17 protein-coding genes, 3 tRNA genes and 3 rRNA genes are annotated in these 18,057 nt (G+C 44.6%); 6 read left to right on the top strand and 17 right to left on the bottom strand.

Annotation, left to right across the window (positions count from 1 at the left end; genetic code table 11):
- Positions 1 to 2: 2 nt before the first annotated feature.
- The 6 genes from NSU11_RS03015 to NSU11_RS02990 form a co-directional block, all read right to left on the bottom strand.
- Positions 3 to 79, bottom strand: a tRNA-Met gene (locus tag NSU11_RS03015).
- Between the two features lie 18 nt (positions 80 to 97).
- A 5S ribosomal RNA gene (rrf, locus tag NSU11_RS03010) occupies positions 98 to 213 on the bottom strand.
- A gap of 61 nt (positions 214 to 274) precedes the next feature.
- Positions 275 to 3,205, bottom strand: a 23S ribosomal RNA gene (locus NSU11_RS03005).
- Between the two features lie 182 nt (positions 3,206 to 3,387).
- Positions 3,388 to 4,936: ribosomal RNA gene (locus NSU11_RS03000) — 16S ribosomal RNA — on the bottom strand.
- Together the 16S, 23S and 5S rRNA genes with 3 tRNA genes alongside form the textbook arrangement of a ribosomal RNA operon.
- 134 nt (positions 4,937 to 5,070) lie before the next feature.
- Positions 5,071 to 5,144: transfer RNA gene (locus NSU11_RS02995), tRNA-Gly, on the bottom strand.
- An 11-nt stretch (positions 5,145 to 5,155) separates the two neighbouring features.
- Positions 5,156 to 5,232 (bottom strand) — tRNA-Arg (locus NSU11_RS02990).
- 369 nt (positions 5,233 to 5,601) lie between these two features.
- Here NSU11_RS02990 and gltP point away from each other — a divergent pair.
- Complete coding sequence (gene gltP / locus NSU11_RS02985; protein WP_024425437.1) at positions 5,602 to 6,852, top strand: glutamate-aspartate/proton symporter GltP; 1,251 nt, start codon at positions 5,602 to 5,604, stop codon at positions 6,850 to 6,852.
- Positions 6,853 to 6,887: 35 nt separating this feature from the next.
- Here the strand turns inward: gltP and NSU11_RS02980 are convergent, their stop codons facing one another.
- Positions 6,888 to 7,907 carry a S66 peptidase family protein gene (locus NSU11_RS02980; protein WP_197172235.1) on the bottom strand — a complete coding sequence of 340 codons (1,020 nt, stop codon included), beginning with the start codon at positions 7,905 to 7,907 and terminating at the stop codon, positions 6,888 to 6,890.
- Between the two features lie 76 nt (positions 7,908 to 7,983).
- Positions 7,984 to 8,859: an EamA family transporter gene (locus tag NSU11_RS02975; RefSeq protein ID WP_197172247.1), complete on the bottom strand. Its 876-nt coding sequence runs from the start codon at positions 8,857 to 8,859 to the stop codon at positions 7,984 to 7,986.
- A gap of 297 nt (positions 8,860 to 9,156) precedes the next feature.
- Between NSU11_RS02975 and NSU11_RS02970 the strand changes: the two genes are divergently transcribed.
- Together NSU11_RS02970 and NSU11_RS02965 are read left to right on the top strand one after the other, a co-directional pair.
- Positions 9,157 to 9,882, top strand: coding sequence for an AzlC family ABC transporter permease (locus NSU11_RS02970; RefSeq protein WP_075610951.1), 726 nt, complete (start codon positions 9,157 to 9,159; stop codon positions 9,880 to 9,882).
- Positions 9,879 to 10,205 carry an AzlD domain-containing protein gene (locus NSU11_RS02965; protein ID WP_024427789.1) on the top strand — a complete coding sequence of 109 codons (327 nt, stop codon included), beginning with the start codon at positions 9,879 to 9,881 and terminating at the stop codon, positions 10,203 to 10,205. The genes NSU11_RS02970 and NSU11_RS02965 overlap by 4 nt, the downstream gene beginning before the upstream one ends.
- 36 nt (positions 10,206 to 10,241) lie before the next feature.
- On the opposite strand, the gene NSU11_RS02960 is transcribed toward NSU11_RS02965, so the two are convergent.
- Positions 10,242 to 10,904: an O-methyltransferase gene (locus NSU11_RS02960; protein WP_025093548.1), complete on the bottom strand. Its 663-nt coding sequence runs from the start codon at positions 10,902 to 10,904 to the stop codon at positions 10,242 to 10,244.
- Between the two features lie 148 nt (positions 10,905 to 11,052).
- Positions 11,053 to 11,238 (bottom strand): CsbD family protein, encoded by a 186-nt coding sequence (locus tag NSU11_RS02955; protein WP_024427790.1) that lies wholly within the window; start codon positions 11,236 to 11,238, stop codon positions 11,053 to 11,055.
- 123 nt (positions 11,239 to 11,361) lie between these two features.
- On the opposite strand from NSU11_RS02955, the gene NSU11_RS02950 reads away from it, so the two are divergent.
- Positions 11,362 to 11,913, top strand: a complete 552-nt coding sequence (locus NSU11_RS02950) for a GNAT family N-acetyltransferase (protein ID WP_024427791.1) — start codon at positions 11,362 to 11,364, stop codon at positions 11,911 to 11,913.
- Between the two features lie 4 nt (positions 11,914 to 11,917).
- Here the strand turns inward: NSU11_RS02950 and NSU11_RS02945 are convergent, their stop codons facing one another.
- On the bottom strand, positions 11,918 to 12,505 hold the full coding sequence (locus NSU11_RS02945) for a LysE family transporter (RefSeq protein WP_024425429.1): 588 nt from the start codon (positions 12,503 to 12,505) through the stop codon (positions 11,918 to 11,920).
- Positions 12,506 to 12,615: 110 nt separating this feature from the next.
- Between NSU11_RS02945 and NSU11_RS02940 the strand changes: the two genes are divergently transcribed.
- Positions 12,616 to 13,179 carry an XRE family transcriptional regulator gene (locus NSU11_RS02940; RefSeq protein WP_024425428.1) on the top strand — a complete coding sequence of 188 codons (564 nt, stop codon included), beginning with the start codon at positions 12,616 to 12,618 and terminating at the stop codon, positions 13,177 to 13,179.
- 32 nt (positions 13,180 to 13,211) lie between these two features.
- On the opposite strand, the gene NSU11_RS02935 is transcribed toward NSU11_RS02940, so the two are convergent.
- The 6 genes from NSU11_RS02935 to NSU11_RS02910 form a co-directional block, all read right to left on the bottom strand.
- Complete coding sequence (locus NSU11_RS02935) at positions 13,212 to 13,505, bottom strand: hypothetical protein (protein ID WP_342493787.1); 294 nt, start codon at positions 13,503 to 13,505, stop codon at positions 13,212 to 13,214.
- A gap of 346 nt (positions 13,506 to 13,851) precedes the next feature.
- A complete protein-coding gene (locus NSU11_RS02930; protein WP_059376111.1) occupies positions 13,852 to 14,904 on the bottom strand; it encodes an LLM class flavin-dependent oxidoreductase in 1,053 nt (350 codons plus the stop codon).
- A 17-nt stretch (positions 14,905 to 14,921) separates the two neighbouring features.
- Positions 14,922 to 15,545, bottom strand: coding sequence for a nitroreductase family protein (locus NSU11_RS02925; protein WP_059376109.1), 624 nt, complete (start codon positions 15,543 to 15,545; stop codon positions 14,922 to 14,924).
- A complete protein-coding gene (locus NSU11_RS02920) occupies positions 15,529 to 16,002 on the bottom strand; it encodes a MarR family transcriptional regulator (RefSeq protein WP_025093552.1) in 474 nt (157 codons plus the stop codon). Before NSU11_RS02920 ends, NSU11_RS02925 begins: the two co-directional genes overlap by 17 nt.
- 108 nt (positions 16,003 to 16,110) lie before the next feature.
- Positions 16,111 to 16,653 carry a dihydrofolate reductase family protein gene (locus NSU11_RS02915; RefSeq protein ID WP_171463998.1) on the bottom strand — a complete coding sequence of 181 codons (543 nt, stop codon included), beginning with the start codon at positions 16,651 to 16,653 and terminating at the stop codon, positions 16,111 to 16,113.
- A gap of 77 nt (positions 16,654 to 16,730) precedes the next feature.
- Positions 16,731 to 17,282, bottom strand: coding sequence for a TetR/AcrR family transcriptional regulator (locus NSU11_RS02910; RefSeq protein WP_024425422.1), 552 nt, complete (start codon positions 17,280 to 17,282; stop codon positions 16,731 to 16,733).
- Positions 17,283 to 17,431: 149 nt separating this feature from the next.
- Between NSU11_RS02910 and NSU11_RS02905 the strand changes: the two genes are divergently transcribed.
- Positions 17,432 to 18,055, top strand: coding sequence for a GNAT family N-acetyltransferase (locus NSU11_RS02905; protein WP_197172254.1), 624 nt, complete (start codon positions 17,432 to 17,434; stop codon positions 18,053 to 18,055).
- Positions 18,056 to 18,057: the final 2 nt, after the last annotated feature.

Raw genomic sequence — 18,057 nt, 5'->3', positions numbered from 1 at the left:
TTTGGTTGCGGGGGCAGGATTTGAACCTGCGACCTTCGGGTTATGAGCCCGACGAGCTACCGAACTGCTCCACCCCGCGATGATATAAAGATAACAAGCTTGGCGGCGTCCTACTCTCACAGGGGGAAACCCCCAACTACCATCGGCGCTGAAGAGCTTAACTTCCGTGTTCGGTATGGGAACGGGTGTGACCTCTTCGCTATCGCCACCAAACCTGATGGAGAGAATGTTCTCTCAAAACTAGATAACAATGTTCATGCTTCACATTAGAATATAGGTTAAGTCCTCGATCTATTAGTATCTGTCAGCTCCACGTGTCACCACGCTTCCACCTCAGACCTATCAACCTGATCATCTTTCAGGGATCTTACTTCCTTGCGGAATGGGAAATCTCATCTTGAGGGGGGCTTCATGCTTAGATGCTTTCAGCACTTATCCCGTCCGCACATAGCTACCCAGCGATGCCCTTGGCAGAACAACTGGTACACCAGCGGTGCGTCCATCCCGGTCCTCTCGTACTAAGGACAGCTCCTCTCAAATTTCCTGCGCCCGCGACGGATAGGGACCGAACTGTCTCACGACGTTCTGAACCCAGCTCGCGTACCGCTTTAATGGGCGAACAGCCCAACCCTTGGGACCGACTACAGCCCCAGGATGCGATGAGCCGACATCGAGGTGCCAAACCTCCCCGTCGATGTGGACTCTTGGGGGAGATAAGCCTGTTATCCCCGGGGTAGCTTTTATCCGTTGAGCGATGGCCCTTCCATGCGGAACCACCGGATCACTAAGCCCGACTTTCGTCCCTGCTCGACTTGTAGGTCTCGCAGTCAAGCTCCCTTGTGCCTTTACACTCTGCGAATGATTTCCAACCATTCTGAGGGAACCTTTGGGCGCCTCCGTTACATTTTAGGAGGCGACCGCCCCAGTCAAACTGCCCACCTGACACTGTCTCCCTGCCCGATAAGGGCAGCGGGTTAGAAGGTCAATACAGCCAGGGTAGTATCCCACCGATGCCTCCACCGAAGCTAGCGCTCCGGTTTCCAAGGCTCCTACCTATCCTGTACAAGCTGTACCAACATTCAATATCAGGCTGCAGTAAAGCTCCACGGGGTCTTTCCGTCCTGTCGCGGGTAACCTGCATCTTCACAGGTACTATAATTTCACCGAGTCTCTCGTTGAGACAGTGCCCAGATCGTTGCGCCTTTCGTGCGGGTCGGAACTTACCCGACAAGGAATTTCGCTACCTTAGGACCGTTATAGTTACGGCCGCCGTTTACTGGGGCTTCAATTCGCACCTTCGCTTACGCTAAGCGCTCCTCTTAACCTTCCAGCACCGGGCAGGCGTCAGCCCCTATACTTCGCCTTACGGCTTCGCAGAGACCTGTGTTTTTGCTAAACAGTCGCCTGGGCCTATTCACTGCGGCTTCTCGGGGCTTTAACACCCTAAGAAGCACCCCTTCTCCCGAAGTTACGGGGTCATTTTGCCGAGTTCCTTAACGAGAGTTCTCTCGATCACCTTAGGATTCTCTCCTCGCCTACCTGTGTCGGTTTGCGGTACGGGCACCTCTCACCTCGCTAGAGGCTTTTCTTGGCAGTGTGGAATCAGGAACTTCGCTACTAAATTTCGCTCGCCATCACAGCTCAGCCTTCACGGGAAACGGATTTGCCTATTTCCCAGCCTAACTGCTTGGACGCGGATATCCAATACCGCGCTTACCCTATCCTCCTGCGTCCCCCCATTGCTCAAATGGTGAGGAGGTGGTACAGGAATATCAACCTGTTGTCCATCGCCTACGCCTTTCGGCCTCGGCTTAGGTCCCGACTAACCCTGAGCGGACGAGCCTTCCTCAGGAAACCTTAGGCATTCGGTGGACGGGATTCTCACCCGTCTTTCGCTACTCATACCGGCATTCTCACTTCTAAGCGCTCCACCAGTCCTTCCGGTCTGGCTTCACAGCCCTTAGAACGCTCTCCTACCACTGTTCGTAAGAACAGTCCGCAGCTTCGGTGATACGTTTAGCCCCGGTACATTTTCGGCGCAGAGTCACTCGACCAGTGAGCTATTACGCACTCTTTAAATGGTGGCTGCTTCTAAGCCAACATCCTGGTTGTCTAAGCAACTCCACATCCTTTTCCACTTAACGTATACTTTGGGACCTTAGCTGGCGGTCTGGGCTGTTTCCCTTTCGACTACGGATCTTATCACTCGCAGTCTGACTCCCAAGGATAAGTCATCGGCATTCGGAGTTTGACTGAATTCGGTAACCCGGTAGGGGCCCCTAGTCCAATCAGTGCTCTACCTCCGAGACTCTTACCTTGAGGCTAGCCCTAAAGCTATTTCGGAGAGAACCAGCTATCTCCAGGTTCGATTGGCATTTCACCCCTACCCACACCTCATCCCCGCACTTTTCAACGTGCGTGGGTTCGGGCCTCCATTCAGTGTTACCTGAACTTCACCCTGGACATGGGTAGATCACCTGGTTTCGGGTCTACGACCACGTACTCATGCGCCCTATTCAGACTCGCTTTCGCTGCGGCTCCGCATCTTCTGCTTAACCTTGCACGGGATCGTAACTCGCCGGTTCATTCTACAAAAGGCACGCCATCACCCGTTAACGGGCTCTGACTACTTGTAGGCACACGGTTTCAGGATCTATTTCACTCCCCTTCCGGGGTGCTTTTCACCTTTCCCTCACGGTACTGGTTCACTATCGGTCACTAGGGAGTATTTAGCCTTGGGAGATGGTCCTCCCGGATTCCGACGGAATTTCACGTGTTCCGCCGTACTCAGGATCCACTCTGGAGAGAATAACATTTCAGTTACAGGGCTGTTACCTTCTTTGGCGGGCCTTTCCAGACCTCTTCGCTTATATCATTCCTTTGTAACTCCGTATAGAGTGTCCTACAACCCCAAGAGGCAAGCCTCTTGGTTTGGGCTGTTCCCGTTTCGCTCGCCGCTACTCAGGGAATCGCATTTGCTTTCTCTTCCTCCGGGTACTTAGATGTTTCAGTTCCCCGGGTATGCCTTCTCATACTCTATGTATTCAAGTATGGATACTACTCCATTACGAGCAGTGGGTTTCCCCATTCGGAAATCTCCGGATCAAAGCTTGCTTACAGCTCCCCGAAGCATATCGGTGTTCGTCCCGTCCTTCATCGGCTCCTAGTGCCAAGGCATCCACCGTGCGCCCTTTCTAACTTAACCATTTCTTACTTTAGAAAGAATCACTATGTGTGATGAACTTTGCATTGCATTCAATGTGAATGTATTACTTATTGTTATCTAGTTTTCAAAGAACAATCCTGTCTCGCTAGAGACATGTTTTGAAGGAATGATCCTTCAAAACTAAACAAGACGAAAACGCACGCTGCTCCATATATCCTTAGAAAGGAGGTGATCCAGCCGCACCTTCCGATACGGCTACCTTGTTACGACTTCACCCCAATCATCTGCCCCACCTTCGGCGGCTGGCTCCATAAAGGTTACCTCACCGACTTCGGGTGTTGCAAACTCTCGTGGTGTGACGGGCGGTGTGTACAAGGCCCGGGAACGTATTCACCGCGGCATGCTGATCCGCGATTACTAGCGATTCCAGCTTCACGCAGTCGAGTTGCAGACTGCGATCCGAACTGAGAACAGATTTATGGGATTGGCTAAACCTTGCGGTCTTGCAGCCCTTTGTTCTGTCCATTGTAGCACGTGTGTAGCCCAGGTCATAAGGGGCATGATGATTTGACGTCATCCCCACCTTCCTCCGGTTTGTCACCGGCAGTCACCTTAGAGTGCCCAACTGAATGCTGGCAACTAAGATCAAGGGTTGCGCTCGTTGCGGGACTTAACCCAACATCTCACGACACGAGCTGACGACAACCATGCACCACCTGTCACTCTGTCCCCGAAGGGAAAGCCCTATCTCTAGGGTTGTCAGAGGATGTCAAGACCTGGTAAGGTTCTTCGCGTTGCTTCGAATTAAACCACATGCTCCACCGCTTGTGCGGGCCCCCGTCAATTCCTTTGAGTTTCAGTCTTGCGACCGTACTCCCCAGGCGGAGTGCTTAATGCGTTAGCTGCAGCACTAAGGGGCGGAAACCCCCTAACACTTAGCACTCATCGTTTACGGCGTGGACTACCAGGGTATCTAATCCTGTTCGCTCCCCACGCTTTCGCTCCTCAGCGTCAGTTACAGACCAGAGAGTCGCCTTCGCCACTGGTGTTCCTCCACATCTCTACGCATTTCACCGCTACACGTGGAATTCCACTCTCCTCTTCTGCACTCAAGTTTCCCAGTTTCCAATGACCCTCCCCGGTTGAGCCGGGGGCTTTCACATCAGACTTAAGAAACCGCCTGCGAGCCCTTTACGCCCAATAATTCCGGACAACGCTTGCCACCTACGTATTACCGCGGCTGCTGGCACGTAGTTAGCCGTGGCTTTCTGGTTAGGTACCGTCAAGGTGCGAGCAGTTACTCTCGCACTTGTTCTTCCCTAACAACAGAGCTTTACGATCCGAAAACCTTCATCACTCACGCGGCGTTGCTCCGTCAGACTTTCGTCCATTGCGGAAGATTCCCTACTGCTGCCTCCCGTAGGAGTCTGGGCCGTGTCTCAGTCCCAGTGTGGCCGATCACCCTCTCAGGTCGGCTACGCATCGTCGCCTTGGTGAGCCATTACCCCACCAACTAGCTAATGCGCCGCGGGTCCATCTGTAAGTGACAGCCGAAACCGTCTTTCATCCTTGAACCATGCGGTTCAAGGAACTATCCGGTATTAGCTCCGGTTTCCCGGAGTTATCCCAGTCTTACAGGCAGGTTACCCACGTGTTACTCACCCGTCCGCCGCTAACATCCGGGAGCAAGCTCCCTTCTGTCCGCTCGACTTGCATGTATTAGGCACGCCGCCAGCGTTCGTCCTGAGCCAGGATCAAACTCTCCGAAAAAGTACAAAACCGAAGTTTTGTTTTTCATCAGCGTTTGACTGACTACCTATGAAGTATCATAGGATTTTTTTATAAAAACTCGAATTAACAGGTACGTTTTGTCTTGTTTAGTTTTCAAAGATCATGTTCAAAAATGGAGCGGGTGATGAGAATCGAACTCACGACATCAGCTTGGAAGGCTGAGGTTTTACCACTAAACTACACCCGCGTGGTTTGTATTGGCGCGCCCGAGAGGAGTCGAACCCCTAACCTTTTGATCCGTAGTCAAACGCTCTATCCAATTGAGCTACGGGCGCTTAATCAGGCGACTTAATTATCTTAACATATCGTTTTTATTAAGTCAACATCTTTTTGAAATTTGTTTGCCGCATGTGTGTGAACGTCTGTGTTTCAAATACGTCATCAGCGACGAATAAAAATATACCATGAATCATATAAAAGGGTCAATACATTTTTCTAAAAAAGTTTCATGTTTTTTAAAATTGATTTTTTCTTAGATCAATAGACATGTAATAGCCCTATTTTCTTCTCTTTCTTCATAATTCCAATGATTCTTAAATAAAATCTTTCTAAATACAAAGGAGGACAAAACATGGCCACATAGAATTTTTATTTATTGGAAAATTCTTAATATTTTTCCAAGCATTTAAAGGAGGTAAGAGATGATGAAAAAGTTTATCGCTTTTCAAATCATGATCGCTTTGGTGATAGGAGCTCTTATCGGCCATTTCTTCCCTGACTTCGGAATGGCCCTCAGGCCAATTGGAGATGGATTCATCAGGCTGATTAAAATGATCGTTGTTCCAATCGTGTTCTCTACCATTGTTATTGGTGCAGCCGGCAGCGGCGGCATGAAGAAAATGGGCAGCCTTGGATTAAAGACGATCATTTGGTTTGAGGTCATCACAACCATTGTTCTTGGGATCGGGCTATTATTGGCAAATGGGCTAAAGCCTGGCGTTGGCCTCGATTTCTCTAAATTAGCTAAGAAAGATATTGGGGAATTAGATGGTTATACGGAGAAGGTCGTTGACTTTAAACAAATGGTATTAGATATCATTCCAACCAATATCGTCGATGTTATGGCTCAGAATGATTTACTTGCTGTCATTTTCTTCGCCATCTTATTTGGTGTAGCGGCAAGCGGCATCGGTAAAGCCTCTGCTCCTGTTCTCACCTTCTTTGAATCAGTGGCACAAATTATGTTTAAGCTCACACAGATGGTGATGGTGACAGCACCTATTGGGGTTCTTGCATTAATGGCTGCTTCTGTCGGCCAATATGGCATTGTTTTATTAATCCCAATGATGAAGCTTGTCGGAACAGTATTTTTAGGATTATTCATTATTCTCTTTGCTTTATTCCCTCTGGTCGCACTGATCTTCCGTTTTAACTACTTCGAAGTATTAAAAATGATTTGGGATTTGTTCCTTGTTGCCTTCTCTACTACGAGTACTGAAACTGTCCTTCCTCAATTGATGGAACGAATGGAGAAATACGGGTGTCCAAAAAGAATCGTTTCCTTTGTGATTCCATCTGGTCTTTCTCTCAATTGTGACGGATCAAGTTTATATTTATCGGTTGCCTGCGTATTCCTTGCACAAGCGTTTGGTGTCGACATGAGTCTGTCACAGCAGCTTTTAATGATGCTTGTTCTTGTGTTAACGAGTAAAGGTATTGCAGCTGTGCCATCCGGTTCACTCGTTGTTCTTTTGGCAACCGCTCATGCAGTCGGTCTTCCCGCAGAAGGCGTTGCCATCATAGCCGGTGTTGACCGAATTATGGATATGGCACGAACAGGCGTGAATGTTCCAGGGCATGCCGTTGCATGTATTGTCGTATCTAAATGGGAAAAAGTATTCCGTGAGTCGGCGTGGGAAGTTCCAAAAGCAGGTGAAGAAACAAAAGGGATGTAATGTTATATGAAGGAAAGGGTTCGCCCTTTCCTTTTTTATGCTAAAAATGTTTGCTTTAGTACGGCTTTTCCTTGAGGATGCAGCTGTACTTCTGCATATGCCCCATTAATCAGCGTCATTTGCGGCGGGACATGCCCACAATCTATGTCGTAAAAAATGGGGATTTGTAATTCCTTTTGTAATTCTTCATATACATCCTGATACTGATACCCTTCAACGGGCACATTTACTGCACTACGCCCAAACATGATACCTGAACAGTGATCAAACCAACCTGCTAGTTTTAATTGAACAAGCGATCTCTTCACGCTTGCAGCATTTAATTCGCAGTTTTCGAAATACCAGAGAATCGGTTCATCTTTTATGAATGTTTTCTGAAAAGTTTTGACGTCCCCATAAGGTGTCCCTGCTAAATGACGTATGACATCAATGCAGCCACCCAGCAGTCTGCCCTTTACCATCTTTTCTTGTTGATCAACCGTATGCCATGCGGTAGGTTCTGTTAAATGAAAGACATGTTTAATCGGATCGTCACGCTGCCATTCCTTTTGATACATAGATGAAGAAAACTGGCTTATGTCCATTTCTTCTTTTGTTGAAAGTACTTCTTCCCACATAACAGTCGTTTGATCAAGGTCTTCTCCCTGAAGATCGACTAAGTTCGGTCCATGCGCTGTGGCAATGCCTGTTTTTAATGTCAACGCCAGCAGAAGTGCACTCGTATCTGAGTAACCAAGAATCCACTTTTTTTTCATCGATGAGAAATCGAGATGCTCTAGCACTTCCATAAGCAGCTGTCCTCCCCATGGCGGGATGATGTGATCAATCTCCTCACATGTCATCATGTACTGAAGTTCGTTTGCTCGTTCTATCGCAGGCGCAGATTTTGCCTTTTCCTGCTGCCAGACCGTCTCTCCACATATGACATCGTATCCTCTATTTTTCATTCGTTCACATGAAAGCTGAAACATGTCATGCAAAGATGGCCGTACACCTGAGGAAGGTGCTGTAACGCCAATTGTTTGTCCTTTTTGCAAATGCGGAAATTGTATCATTCTGCTTCCCCCCAACCTCTACTCTCTTCCCTGTCCATTTTAAAGAAAATGCCCCTTTTATAAGGGACATCTCTTCTTATTCCTTTTGACGCAGTACAGTATAGACTCCTGCAAAGATACATAGAATCCCAATGAATGAGCGTATCCCCATCTCTTCACCTAAAAGCAGCCAGCCGAGAGCTGCCCCTACGATCGGTTGAAAGAAAAAGAACAGACTGCCGCTCGAGGCATCCATCAATTGAAGCCCTCTATTCCACAAAAAGAATGCTAGAGCTGTTGAGATGATGCCTAGATAGAGAACGCCGCCCCAAATCTCTGGCCTTGCCATCTGCTCCACATCTAGATAAGGTAAACGAAATAAAGCAGCTGGTGTTAAGACAATGAATGCAATGATGATCGCATATGTGGTCGTCACGACTTGAGGGTATTTTCCTGGAACTCGTTTCAGCAAAACAGACATCAGTGCCCAAGTTAAAGCAGCGAAAACTAATGAAAGACCGCCAACAAATTCATCTGTTTGCACTGCGACTGGTCCAATCATGAGCCATACACCTGCTGTCGCAAGCAGGATGGATGCGCACTTTCGAACAGTCATGGCTTCTTTTAATAGAAAGAACGCAAACAGCACCATAAAAGCAGGGGTCGCAGATGTAATCACAGCCCCCATTTGTGCCGACGTATACATGGTGCCAATTTCTTGGGTCACAATTGATAGGAAATTTCCGATCAATCCGATCATGACAACAAGCGGGATATCTTTTTTATCTAATCGAAAGGAATAGCCCAAGCGCCAAATGGTGCATACCAGCACGATTCCTGCTACAGCATATCTCATCCATACTAGCTCAAGCGGCGGAACCACCGCTACTGTTACTTTGACAACAACGTACATGCCGCCCCAAATACTTGCAGCGATTGCTAGGTAAAGGGCGCCTATATATTTTTCCTTCATCTTTTCCCCTCCGTTACTGGATATATTGATCGCCATATCCACAAACGGAGATCACTCTCCGTTATGGACGGAGGGTGTTTGGTACATCATGTTCAAATAAAGGCTTCCATAGCATTGTCGTCACCTCATTTATTTTTATTTTCAGACTACTTTATAACAAATTCTGGTTGACTTCAATCCTTTTTTGTCACCATTTTTCTTCATATAATAGAAGATAAACGGGTATTGACATGCTGAATTCGTTTTCATATAGTAAGTAAAACTATAGGTGGCCACGGAGAAAAGGAGTAGAGGACGTTGGAAATTGAAGCGAGGAAACACATTCCCAGCACGGAACATGAACCGTTTCTCGAGGGAATAAAAGATTGTGTGCCAACCCTGCTCGGTTATATGAGTATTGGGTTTGCCTTCGGAATTGTTGGAATTAGCGCACAGTTAAGTATATGGGACATTGCGCTTTTATCGATTTTTATTTACGCAGGTGCTTCACAGTTTATTATCTGTGCACTGCTTGTGACAGGGAGTCCCCTTTCCGCTATTATTTTCACTACATTTATTGTCAATCTGCGGCATTTATTGCTCAGCCTGACGCTTGCTCCTCATTTCACACGCTACTCTGTGAAACAAAATATAGGATTCGGTCTATTGCTGACTGATGAATCCTTCGGTGTAGCGATAAATAAATTAGCGCAGAAAGGAAAGCTGAATAACAGGTGGATGCACGGACTGAACTTAACGGCGTATTTATGCTGGATTGCGGCCTGCATACTTGGCGGCATTTTTGGACATTGGATTTCAAATCCTGAAGCGCTTGGTCTTGATTTTGCTTTATCAGCGATGTTTGCTGCACTGTTAGTCCTTTCGTTACAGACAGTACCCAAAAATAAGTTAACTCATCGCCTGTCGCTTGTGTTGTATATGGTCATTGCTATGTTTGTTCTGCTTCATTTTGTTCCATCACATGTGGCTGTTCTCATAGCAACTGTACTTGTCGCAACTATTGGGGTGGTGACAGATAAATGATTAGCAGCTTTATGTTATGGCTCATTGTTGGTTGTATGATCGTCACCGTCATTCCGAGAGTCGTACCCTTTATATTTGTACGGAGTATTCAGCTGCCTGAAGTGGTGCTGAAATGGTTATCGTTTATTCCTATTTGTATCTTTACAGCTTTGATTGCAGAGCATCTCTTCATCCATACATCAACAGGCACAGGCGTCACCATTCACTGGATGTATCTTGTTGTCTTGACTCCTACTGTACTCATTGCTGTTTGGACAAAAAGCCTGTCACTTACTGTTCTTGCCGGCGTCATGCTGATGGGCACTGCTAGATGGTTTTTCTAAAAGAAAAAGCTTAACCACATGTGGTTAAGCTTTGTTTCATTTGACGATTCCGTATACAAATCCATCATAACCTTTTTCCCCAACAGTTTGAATCGCTGTTGCCTCTATTCTCGGCTCTTGTTTGAGTAAATCGAAAAATTCACGAGTTCCTTGTACTCGTTCATCCTCATCAGAGTCATGAAGGACTGCACCATTTCTGACGACATTGTCTGCAATAATGACTGTTCCCTTTTTCGAGAAATCTAACGCCCACTTCAGATATTTCGGATTGTTCGGTTTATCTGCATCAATGAAAATGAAATCGAATGGAAGCGCAGCCTTCTCTTTTAACTGAGATAACGTATCTAATGCCTTTCCTTCCAAAATGCTCACCCGTTCTGATAAGCCCGCTCTGCTAATGTTTTGCTGTGCGATCTGTACATGATGGCTGACAGCCTCTAATGTGATGAGTTCCCCATCCTCTTCAAGAGCACGAGCCAGCCAAATAGTACTGTATCCACCGAGTGTCCCGATTTCTAAAATGCGCTTTGCATTCTTCGTTTTTGCTAATAAATAAAGCATTTTCCCTTGGGCTGGTGACACATCAATTTCTGGCAGACCCGCTTGCTTATTATGAGTAAGGGTTTGCTCCAATACATCATCTTTAGGAATCAACTTGTCTGTGATATACTCGTCAACTTTTCCCCACACGTGCTCCATTTTATCCATCTCCCTTGATCATGTCTTCTCTCTCAAGTCTACATGATGATCGTGAGAACGTATAATCAATTCTTTTCACACATCTATTCATTTTTTTGATGAAAGACATGTGATGAGGAATACATGAAGCAACGCACTTGTTTCGGTTCTACTCGTTCAGCTTATTTTTGACATCCCCTTTTTTATCTTGAAGCTTTCCTTTTGCTTGATCCTTTTTCCCTTCTGCTTTCAAGTTTTGATGATCGGTTGCTTCACCAAGCTTTTCTTTGACTTGACCTTTGACTTGATTTGTTTTTCCTTTCGCTTTATCCATATGTCCTTTTTCTTTACTCATTTGTTCCACCTCCACGTTTGATACTATTCATTTAGCCTTTTTGAAAGATACAAAACATCTGAGTGTGCGATGTACACGTTTCAGGTATGATAGACATTAGAAGAAGGGTTGGTGTTCTATTTCATGATCGTCTCTGAAAAAATATTCACAGTTCGTGGGTTGACCTATCATATTCGGTCCGCTTCAGCGGCCGATGCCAAACAGTTATCAGCTCTCAGACTGAAAATCGATGGTGAAACAGAGTATTTAGACCGTGAACCGGGCGAAGCCTTTCTTGATGAAAAAGCATTTGAGGCTTTGATTCAAGAGGATAGCAAGCAAAGCCGGCATTTATTTTTGGTCGCTGCTATTGAAAGAAAAATTGTCGGTTTTTCAAGATGCGAGGGCCATTCACTCAAGCGATTTGCTCACAAAGTGACATTTGGCGTCGCCATCCAGAAAGATGCTTGGGGCTATCACATCGGGAAAGAGCTTTTAGCCGCTTCAATCGACTGGGCAGATCAGCAGGGTATACAGAAGATGTCACTTCAAGTGCTGGAAACGAACAAAAAAGCTATTCGGTTATATGAGAACCACGGCTTTTTGATTGAAGGCGTATTAAAAAACGATAAACGGCTGAGTGACGGATTATATTATGATACTGTTGTGATGGGCAGACAGCTGCCAAGCTCCTGACTACTTACATCACATAGCCCCATATCATCGAAATCGCACTGTATATCAGAAGCAGCCCCATCACATACTGGAACGGTTTTTCGTAAGCAGTCAAAAAACGCTTATACAAAGAGCCAAATAAGCTCCAGCTGAATGTACCAAGAAAGCCAATGAGTGCGAGAATCAGCGTCCATATGACATACTGCATATTAGATTGTCCATATGGCAAAACAAATGTTGAAATCACAGTCAATCCATACAAAATCGCTTTTGGGTTGATAAATTGCAGCATCATACCAGGGATAAAATGATTGTAGCGATCAAGTGTTTCGTCATCCCCGCCTTTACTTTTCATGATTTTGACCGCTAAATAAATCATGTATGCAGCTCCGATGAACGCCATGACCCATCCTATTTTCGGCATCACTTGATAAAGGATGAGATTAAAGAAGCAGCTCAAACACAAAATGACGAGAAATCCGATACCTACACCTAAACAAAATCGAAATGTTTGCTTGACCCCATATTTATTTGTAAAGACCATGGCCATGATGTTGTTGGGCCCTGGGGTAAAGCTGCTAACAAAAGCATAGATCAACATGGATACAATCAAAATGCCGCCTCCCTTATACGTTATTTAGACTTTAATTACTTTATTGCGTACATTACGTTTTATTGTAACGTTCGGTCTTTATAAAGTAAATAGAGAAAGGAGCTTTTTTCATGGAAGACGTACAATCGATTATTTCTAAAAATGTGAGGCTTCTGAGAGATCAAAAAAAATTAAGCCTCGAAAAGATGGCAGAATTAACTGGTGTCAGCAAGACGATGATTGGACAAATTGAAAGAGGAGAATCAACCCCTACCATCACGACTTTGTGGAAAATCGCCAACGGATTAAAGGTATCTTTTAGTGAGCTCATTCACGCACCACAGCCTGAAATCAAGGTAGTACGCAAGGAAGATGCACAGGTTTTAACTGAAGATGATGGAAAATATCGTGTATACACGACTTTCCCTTTTGACGACCGGGGGAAATTTGAAATGTACCGAGTGGAAATTGATCGAGGCGGGTCGCTTCGTGCGAGTGAACACATTGGGGGAACAGAGGAATTGATCACTGTTTTTGAGGGAGTCCTTGATTTATCCATTGGTGATGAACAATACACCTTAAAAGCCGGAGACTCTATTCGTTTTAAAGCGGACCGGACGCACACGTATAAACAAACCGGAGAACAAATGGTACGGATGCAAATGATTCTTTATTATCCTCATGAAAAAAGCTGACAGGCTTGTCCACCTGTCAGCTTTACGTTTATTTAATTAAATCCCGGATCGCGTACCACTGTTCCAGTAAATGTGACTCTATATTTTCCTAATCCTAATTCTTCAATAGAGGTTTGTTTTAAAATCCCTACCCAGCCATCCTCTGCATATACAATACTTTCTGGGATGTTTGATGTCGTATATGTTCTTGTTACTGAAACAGTTCGACTGGCCTGAGCCGTTACTTCACTGTTTGTTTGCTCCTTTGCTTCCACTGGAGCAGTTGTGATCCCAGCACCCGTTAAGACAATTGCTCCAACCAAAACAGAAGATATGACCTTTTTCATAAAAAAATCCCTCCCTTTTTTGTTGAACGTATAAACTATACCATAATTTAGAACTTTTGTAAGTTTATTTTTTCATTTTTTTGAAAATTATGATATCATTGTCTTATGATAGAGTGTGTTACATACTTCTATGCTTTTGTCCTCATCTCAATCTAGTGAAACAATTGTGAACGGAGGTGATTTCATGAAAAAATGGCTCATCTGTTTTCAAATTGTTTTCCTCTTCACCTTGGCGATCACACCAATTGCTTCTGCTGCTAAATGTCCTACAGTAAAACCATGTATCACTGATCCTTAAGCATAAGAAAAGGCCGATCAAGCCTATTCTCTTGATCGGCCTTTTTATTTATTTTTGCTCTGCTTCCCAGCGGGCAACCTCTTCTCTTACTTTAGGAGCCACTTCTTTTCCAAATAGCTCAATGGCTTTTAGCACTTGATCATGCGGCATTGAACCAACCGGTACATGAAGCATAAAACGTGTGATGCCTACATTTTTTCTAAGATGAATGACTTTCTCTGCCACCGTATCTGCATCTCCTACATATAGCGCACCTTCTAAAGTTCTCGCTGCGTCAAACGTAGAACGAGTATAAGGTCCCCAGCCTCGCTCTCTCGCTAATGTGTTCATCACATGCTGTGTGGATGGGAAAAATTGATCTGCTGCCAGCTCTGTTTCTGCCGCAACAAATCCATGAGAATGTGATGCTACAGTTAATTTTTCAGGGTCATGCCCAGCGTGCACTGCCGCTTGCTTGTACAGCTGAACGAGCGGTGCGAACTGTCTTGGACTTCCGCCAATGATGGCAAGTACAAGCGGTAATCCTAATAATCCAGCACGTACGACGGATTCACGGTTTCCTCCACTGCCGATCCAGATCGGAAGCGGATCTTGAACAGGTCTTGGGTATACCCCAACATCCTGAATGGCTGGGCGGTGCTTGCCGCTCCATGTAACACGCTCTGACTGCTGCAACTTCAACAGCAAATCAAGCTTTTCTTCAAATAATTCTTCATAGTCATCAAGGTTATAGCCAAAGAGCGGGAATGATTCAATAAATGAACCACGGCCTGCCATAATTTCTGCACGTCCGTTTGATAGTCCATCTAGCGTTGCAAAATCCTGAAATACACGTACAGGATCTGCTGATGAAAGGACTGTCACTGCACTCGTCAGACGAATATTTTTCGTTTGTGTTGCTGCAGCCGCTAAGACGACAGCTGGATTCGATGCGGCGAAATCCTCACGGTGATGCTCACCTACGCCAAATACATCGAGACCGACTTGATCTGCTAAAATAATTTCTTCTACTACTTCTCGAATACGCTGTGCATGACTGACTGTTTTTCCTGTTTGAAAATCAGGTGTTGTTTCGACAAATGTACTAATTCCTAGTTCCATGATTGGAACCCCCTATCTTATAAATATGTCACAAATTCAGAAACTGGCTTTCTATAACCTCTCGCTTGTCTGCTTTCTACTTTTTCTTTTCCAAGTGTAATCATTAACACAGGAACTAAATCTGATTGAATGTTTAATACATTTTTCATTGCTTCGGGATCAAAACCGATCATCGGGCAAGTATCCCAGCCTTTATTTTTAGCGGCAAGCATAAACAGCATGGCAGATAAGGAAGCATTTCGGATCGCTTCTTCCTTCTGGAAATCTGCCCCTCTCTGCTCATAAAAGCTCACGGTCTCTCTGACCATTTCTTCGTATTGCTGCGTATTTAAAATGCCTAGCATTTTCAGGCCTTCATATATGTCCCCTGCATGCTCATAAGCTTTTGGATCTCCGAGTACGATGATCGCTGCTGAAGCAGAGTGCACTTTATATTGTCCAAATGCCGCTTCTCTTACTTGTTCTTTCAGCTCTTCTGTTTGGACGACAACATATTGTGTATGCTGCAAGTTAAAAGCTGATGGTGCCAGCTTGACCTCTTCAAATATGCTGTTAAGCTCTTCTCTCGAAATCGAGATATTTGGCAAAAAATTTGATGCGGATCGTCTTTCACGTACCAACGTATCAAAGCTGAGTGTCATCTTGTTTCCCCTTTTCGCGAAGTTGTTTTGCACCTAAACCGATTTTTTTCAGTAATTCAATGAGCTGCTCTTTTTCTTCTTTTTCAATAAAGGCTAGATTTTGCGAAATGACCTCTGTGTGTTTAGGGAAAATATCGTCAAACAATTGCTTCCCTTTTTCCGTCAGCCATACATGAAATACCCGCTTATCTGAAGGCGCACATTGCCTTTTCACCAGTTCTTGTTTTTCTAGTTTGTTCACGACATATGTCATGCTTCCACTTGGGATTGAGAGGATATCGCTAATTTTTTGAACAGGCTGAGGCCCTTTACTGTAGAGCAATTCAAGGATCTGAAAGTTTTCAAATCCGATATCATAACGTTCAATGTCTTTTTGGATATTTGTAAAAAGGGCTTGATAGGCTTTCATCCACACGCGGAATAGCCTTAAATCTAATTCATGATCATGCTGCACCATGGCAACTACTCCTTTTTCAATAAATCCTAACACTAGGATAAATTTATCCTAACACTAGGATATTTTCTTGTCAACGAGTTTATTTCATAAAAAAAAGACCACCTTGGTTCAGTGATCCTCTTCTTTTAAGATAAAATGCATTTCAGCAATTTGTTTATATTGATTTACTTCCTGTAATGAGAACCTAGATTCCAGATCCGCCGGCGAAAAGAGAGGAATTCCTCTTCCAATGATGACAGGTACGATTTGAAGAAAAAGCTCATCAACCAATCTTTCTTTTATGAAAGATTGAAGCAGTCCCCCGCCGCCGACAATCCAAATATTCCGGCCTGTTTCATTCTTTAATTTTTTCACAAATGATAAGACATCTTCGCGAATGATATGGGTTCCTTCCAGACTGTCTTGTAACGTACGTGACATGATATAACATGTCTTTCCTTCATAAGGAAACTCATCTGGTGACAGCTGAAGAACTTGTTCATATGTATTGCGCCCCATGATCAGTGTATCGACTGACGCATAAAAGGTGTCATAGCTCGTTTCTTCTTCGCCCTCTGTCCCTATCAGCCAATCGAGCCGATGATCCTCTCTCGCTAAATATCCATCGATACTCATCGCCCCATAAAAAAGCAGCTTCCTTTTCTCACTCACTCCCACCACTCCCTTACTTCAAATAAGAACATATATTCTATTTTATCAAAAAGGAAAGACAAAGGCTACATAACTTTTTACGATTCCTGTTCCACCTTGAGGAGAAGCTCGTATAATTTATGCGCGAGCTTGCCGGCATCAATGGTCATTTCTTCGTGAATCCATTCCTCGAGTACACCCACGACACCAGACACGACAAAAGAGGCCTCTATTTGCTCATTCTCTGTAATAGGACGCTGATCAAGCTGCCACTCTTTCATGATTTTTTCTTTGAAAAATGCTTTGAATTGGTTTGTCGTTGGACCATTTGGTTTTACAAATAACGTCAACATATATTGATTCTCTTTCAAGTACTCCGTCGTTTTGTTTAAAAAGGAAAGCATATCAAGAGGATCCTGACTTGGAAAGGTTTCATCATATAACCCCCCGAGCTGATCGAATAGTTCTTTCTCAAGCTGTTCATATAAATCAAACACATCTTGATAGTGCAAATAAAAGGTTCCCCTGCCTAAATCCGCTTTCCTTGATAGCTCTGATACCGTAATCTGCTGCACTTCCTTTTCCTTTAACAGCTCAAGGAAGCTTTCCCGAATGGCTCTTTTTGTTTTGATTGTTCGTCTGTCCTTCATGACATCCCCTCCATTGTTGAACAATCAGGCGCCAAATGTCTATTTATGAACAGGATCTCATCCATTGCCGATGTTCGATTGGTTTACTTCTTATTATACTCAACACATGTTCAATAATCTATATGTGTTCAGTAAAGGAGGACCATTATATGTTTCATTTTAGACTTGCTAGAGAGGATGAACTGCCTCAAGTGGCAGAGTTGTTAGATGATTCGTTTCAGGACTATTCATTTTTTGACCTATTATGTGAAAAGGTCTCAAACCGGTCTGCTTTCGCTCGTCAGCTGCATTTGGTCAATACAAAGGTGTATTTTCAGCATCAAATCTGTTTGGTCGGGGTTGAAAACGAGAACATTGTGTCTGCTGCCCTTTTAAAGCATCCGCGTCTTCCTGAACCAGGCTTCATGGATTATGTGTTATCAGGTGGGTTAAAGCTGCTCTTCATTGGCGGTATATCGGCGGTTCAGCATGTGTTCCGTGTGTTAAAGGAGGCGAAAAAAGCATGTTCTTCCTTAAAGCAGCCTTACTGGTATTTAGAAGCACTTGTCGTGGCAAAAGACCAGCAAGGAAAAAAACTCGGAAGCCGCATGTTAAAGCAATGCCTTTTTCCCTTTATCGCCCGGCAAGGCGGCGGACTGTTTACACTGATGACACACAACGAGGCCAATCGTCATTTCTACCGAAAAAATGGCTGGATGGAGTTTGATGAAAGGGTACTGCGCGGAAAGGAAATGTCCTTGGAAAGCTGGAGCTATAAAACCGTGATTAAATAAGG

It is taken from the genome of Bacillus sp. FSL R5-0712 (genome assembly GCF_038593285.1).
In the GTDB taxonomy this organism is placed as follows: Bacteria; Bacillota; Bacilli; order Bacillales; family Bacillaceae; genus Bacillus; species Bacillus safensis.
This window is presented reverse-complemented; position numbering and strand designations above follow the sequence as displayed.

What these genes read in the sequence shown, in the direction of transcription:
- NSU11_RS02905 (WP_197172254.1), top strand. Translation starts at nt 17,432, where the DNA reads ATGTTTCATTTTAGACTTGCTAGAGAGGATGAACTGCCTCAAGTGGCA.
- NSU11_RS02980 (WP_197172235.1), bottom strand. Translation starts at nt 7,907, where the DNA reads ATGATACAATTTCCGCATTTGCAAAAAGGACAAACAATTGGCGTTACA.
- NSU11_RS02940 (WP_024425428.1), top strand. Translation starts at nt 12,616, where the DNA reads ATGGAAGACGTACAATCGATTATTTCTAAAAATGTGAGGCTTCTGAGA.
- gltP (WP_024425437.1), top strand. Translation starts at nt 5,602, where the DNA reads ATGAAAAAGTTTATCGCTTTTCAAATCATGATCGCTTTGGTGATAGGA.
- NSU11_RS02930 (WP_059376111.1), bottom strand. Translation starts at nt 14,904, where the DNA reads ATGGAACTAGGAATTAGTACATTTGTCGAAACAACACCTGATTTTCAA.
- NSU11_RS02965 (WP_024427789.1), top strand. Translation starts at nt 9,879, where the DNA reads ATGATTAGCAGCTTTATGTTATGGCTCATTGTTGGTTGTATGATCGTC.
- NSU11_RS02975 (WP_197172247.1), bottom strand. Translation starts at nt 8,859, where the DNA reads ATGAAGGAAAAATATATAGGCGCCCTTTACCTAGCAATCGCTGCAAGT.
- NSU11_RS02960 (WP_025093548.1), bottom strand. Translation starts at nt 10,904, where the DNA reads ATGGAGCACGTGTGGGGAAAAGTTGACGAGTATATCACAGACAAGTTG.
- NSU11_RS02955 (WP_024427790.1), bottom strand. Translation starts at nt 11,238, where the DNA reads ATGAGTAAAGAAAAAGGACATATGGATAAAGCGAAAGGAAAAACAAAT.
- NSU11_RS02920 (WP_025093552.1), bottom strand. Translation starts at nt 16,002, where the DNA reads ATGGTGCAGCATGATCATGAATTAGATTTAAGGCTATTCCGCGTGTGG.
- NSU11_RS02925 (WP_059376109.1), bottom strand. Translation starts at nt 15,545, where the DNA reads ATGACACTCAGCTTTGATACGTTGGTACGTGAAAGACGATCCGCATCA.
- NSU11_RS02935 (WP_342493787.1), bottom strand. Translation starts at nt 13,505, where the DNA reads ATGAAAAAGGTCATATCTTCTGTTTTGGTTGGAGCAATTGTCTTAACG.
- NSU11_RS02950 (WP_024427791.1), top strand. Translation starts at nt 11,362, where the DNA reads ATGATCGTCTCTGAAAAAATATTCACAGTTCGTGGGTTGACCTATCAT.
- NSU11_RS02910 (WP_024425422.1), bottom strand. Translation starts at nt 17,282, where the DNA reads ATGAAGGACAGACGAACAATCAAAACAAAAAGAGCCATTCGGGAAAGC.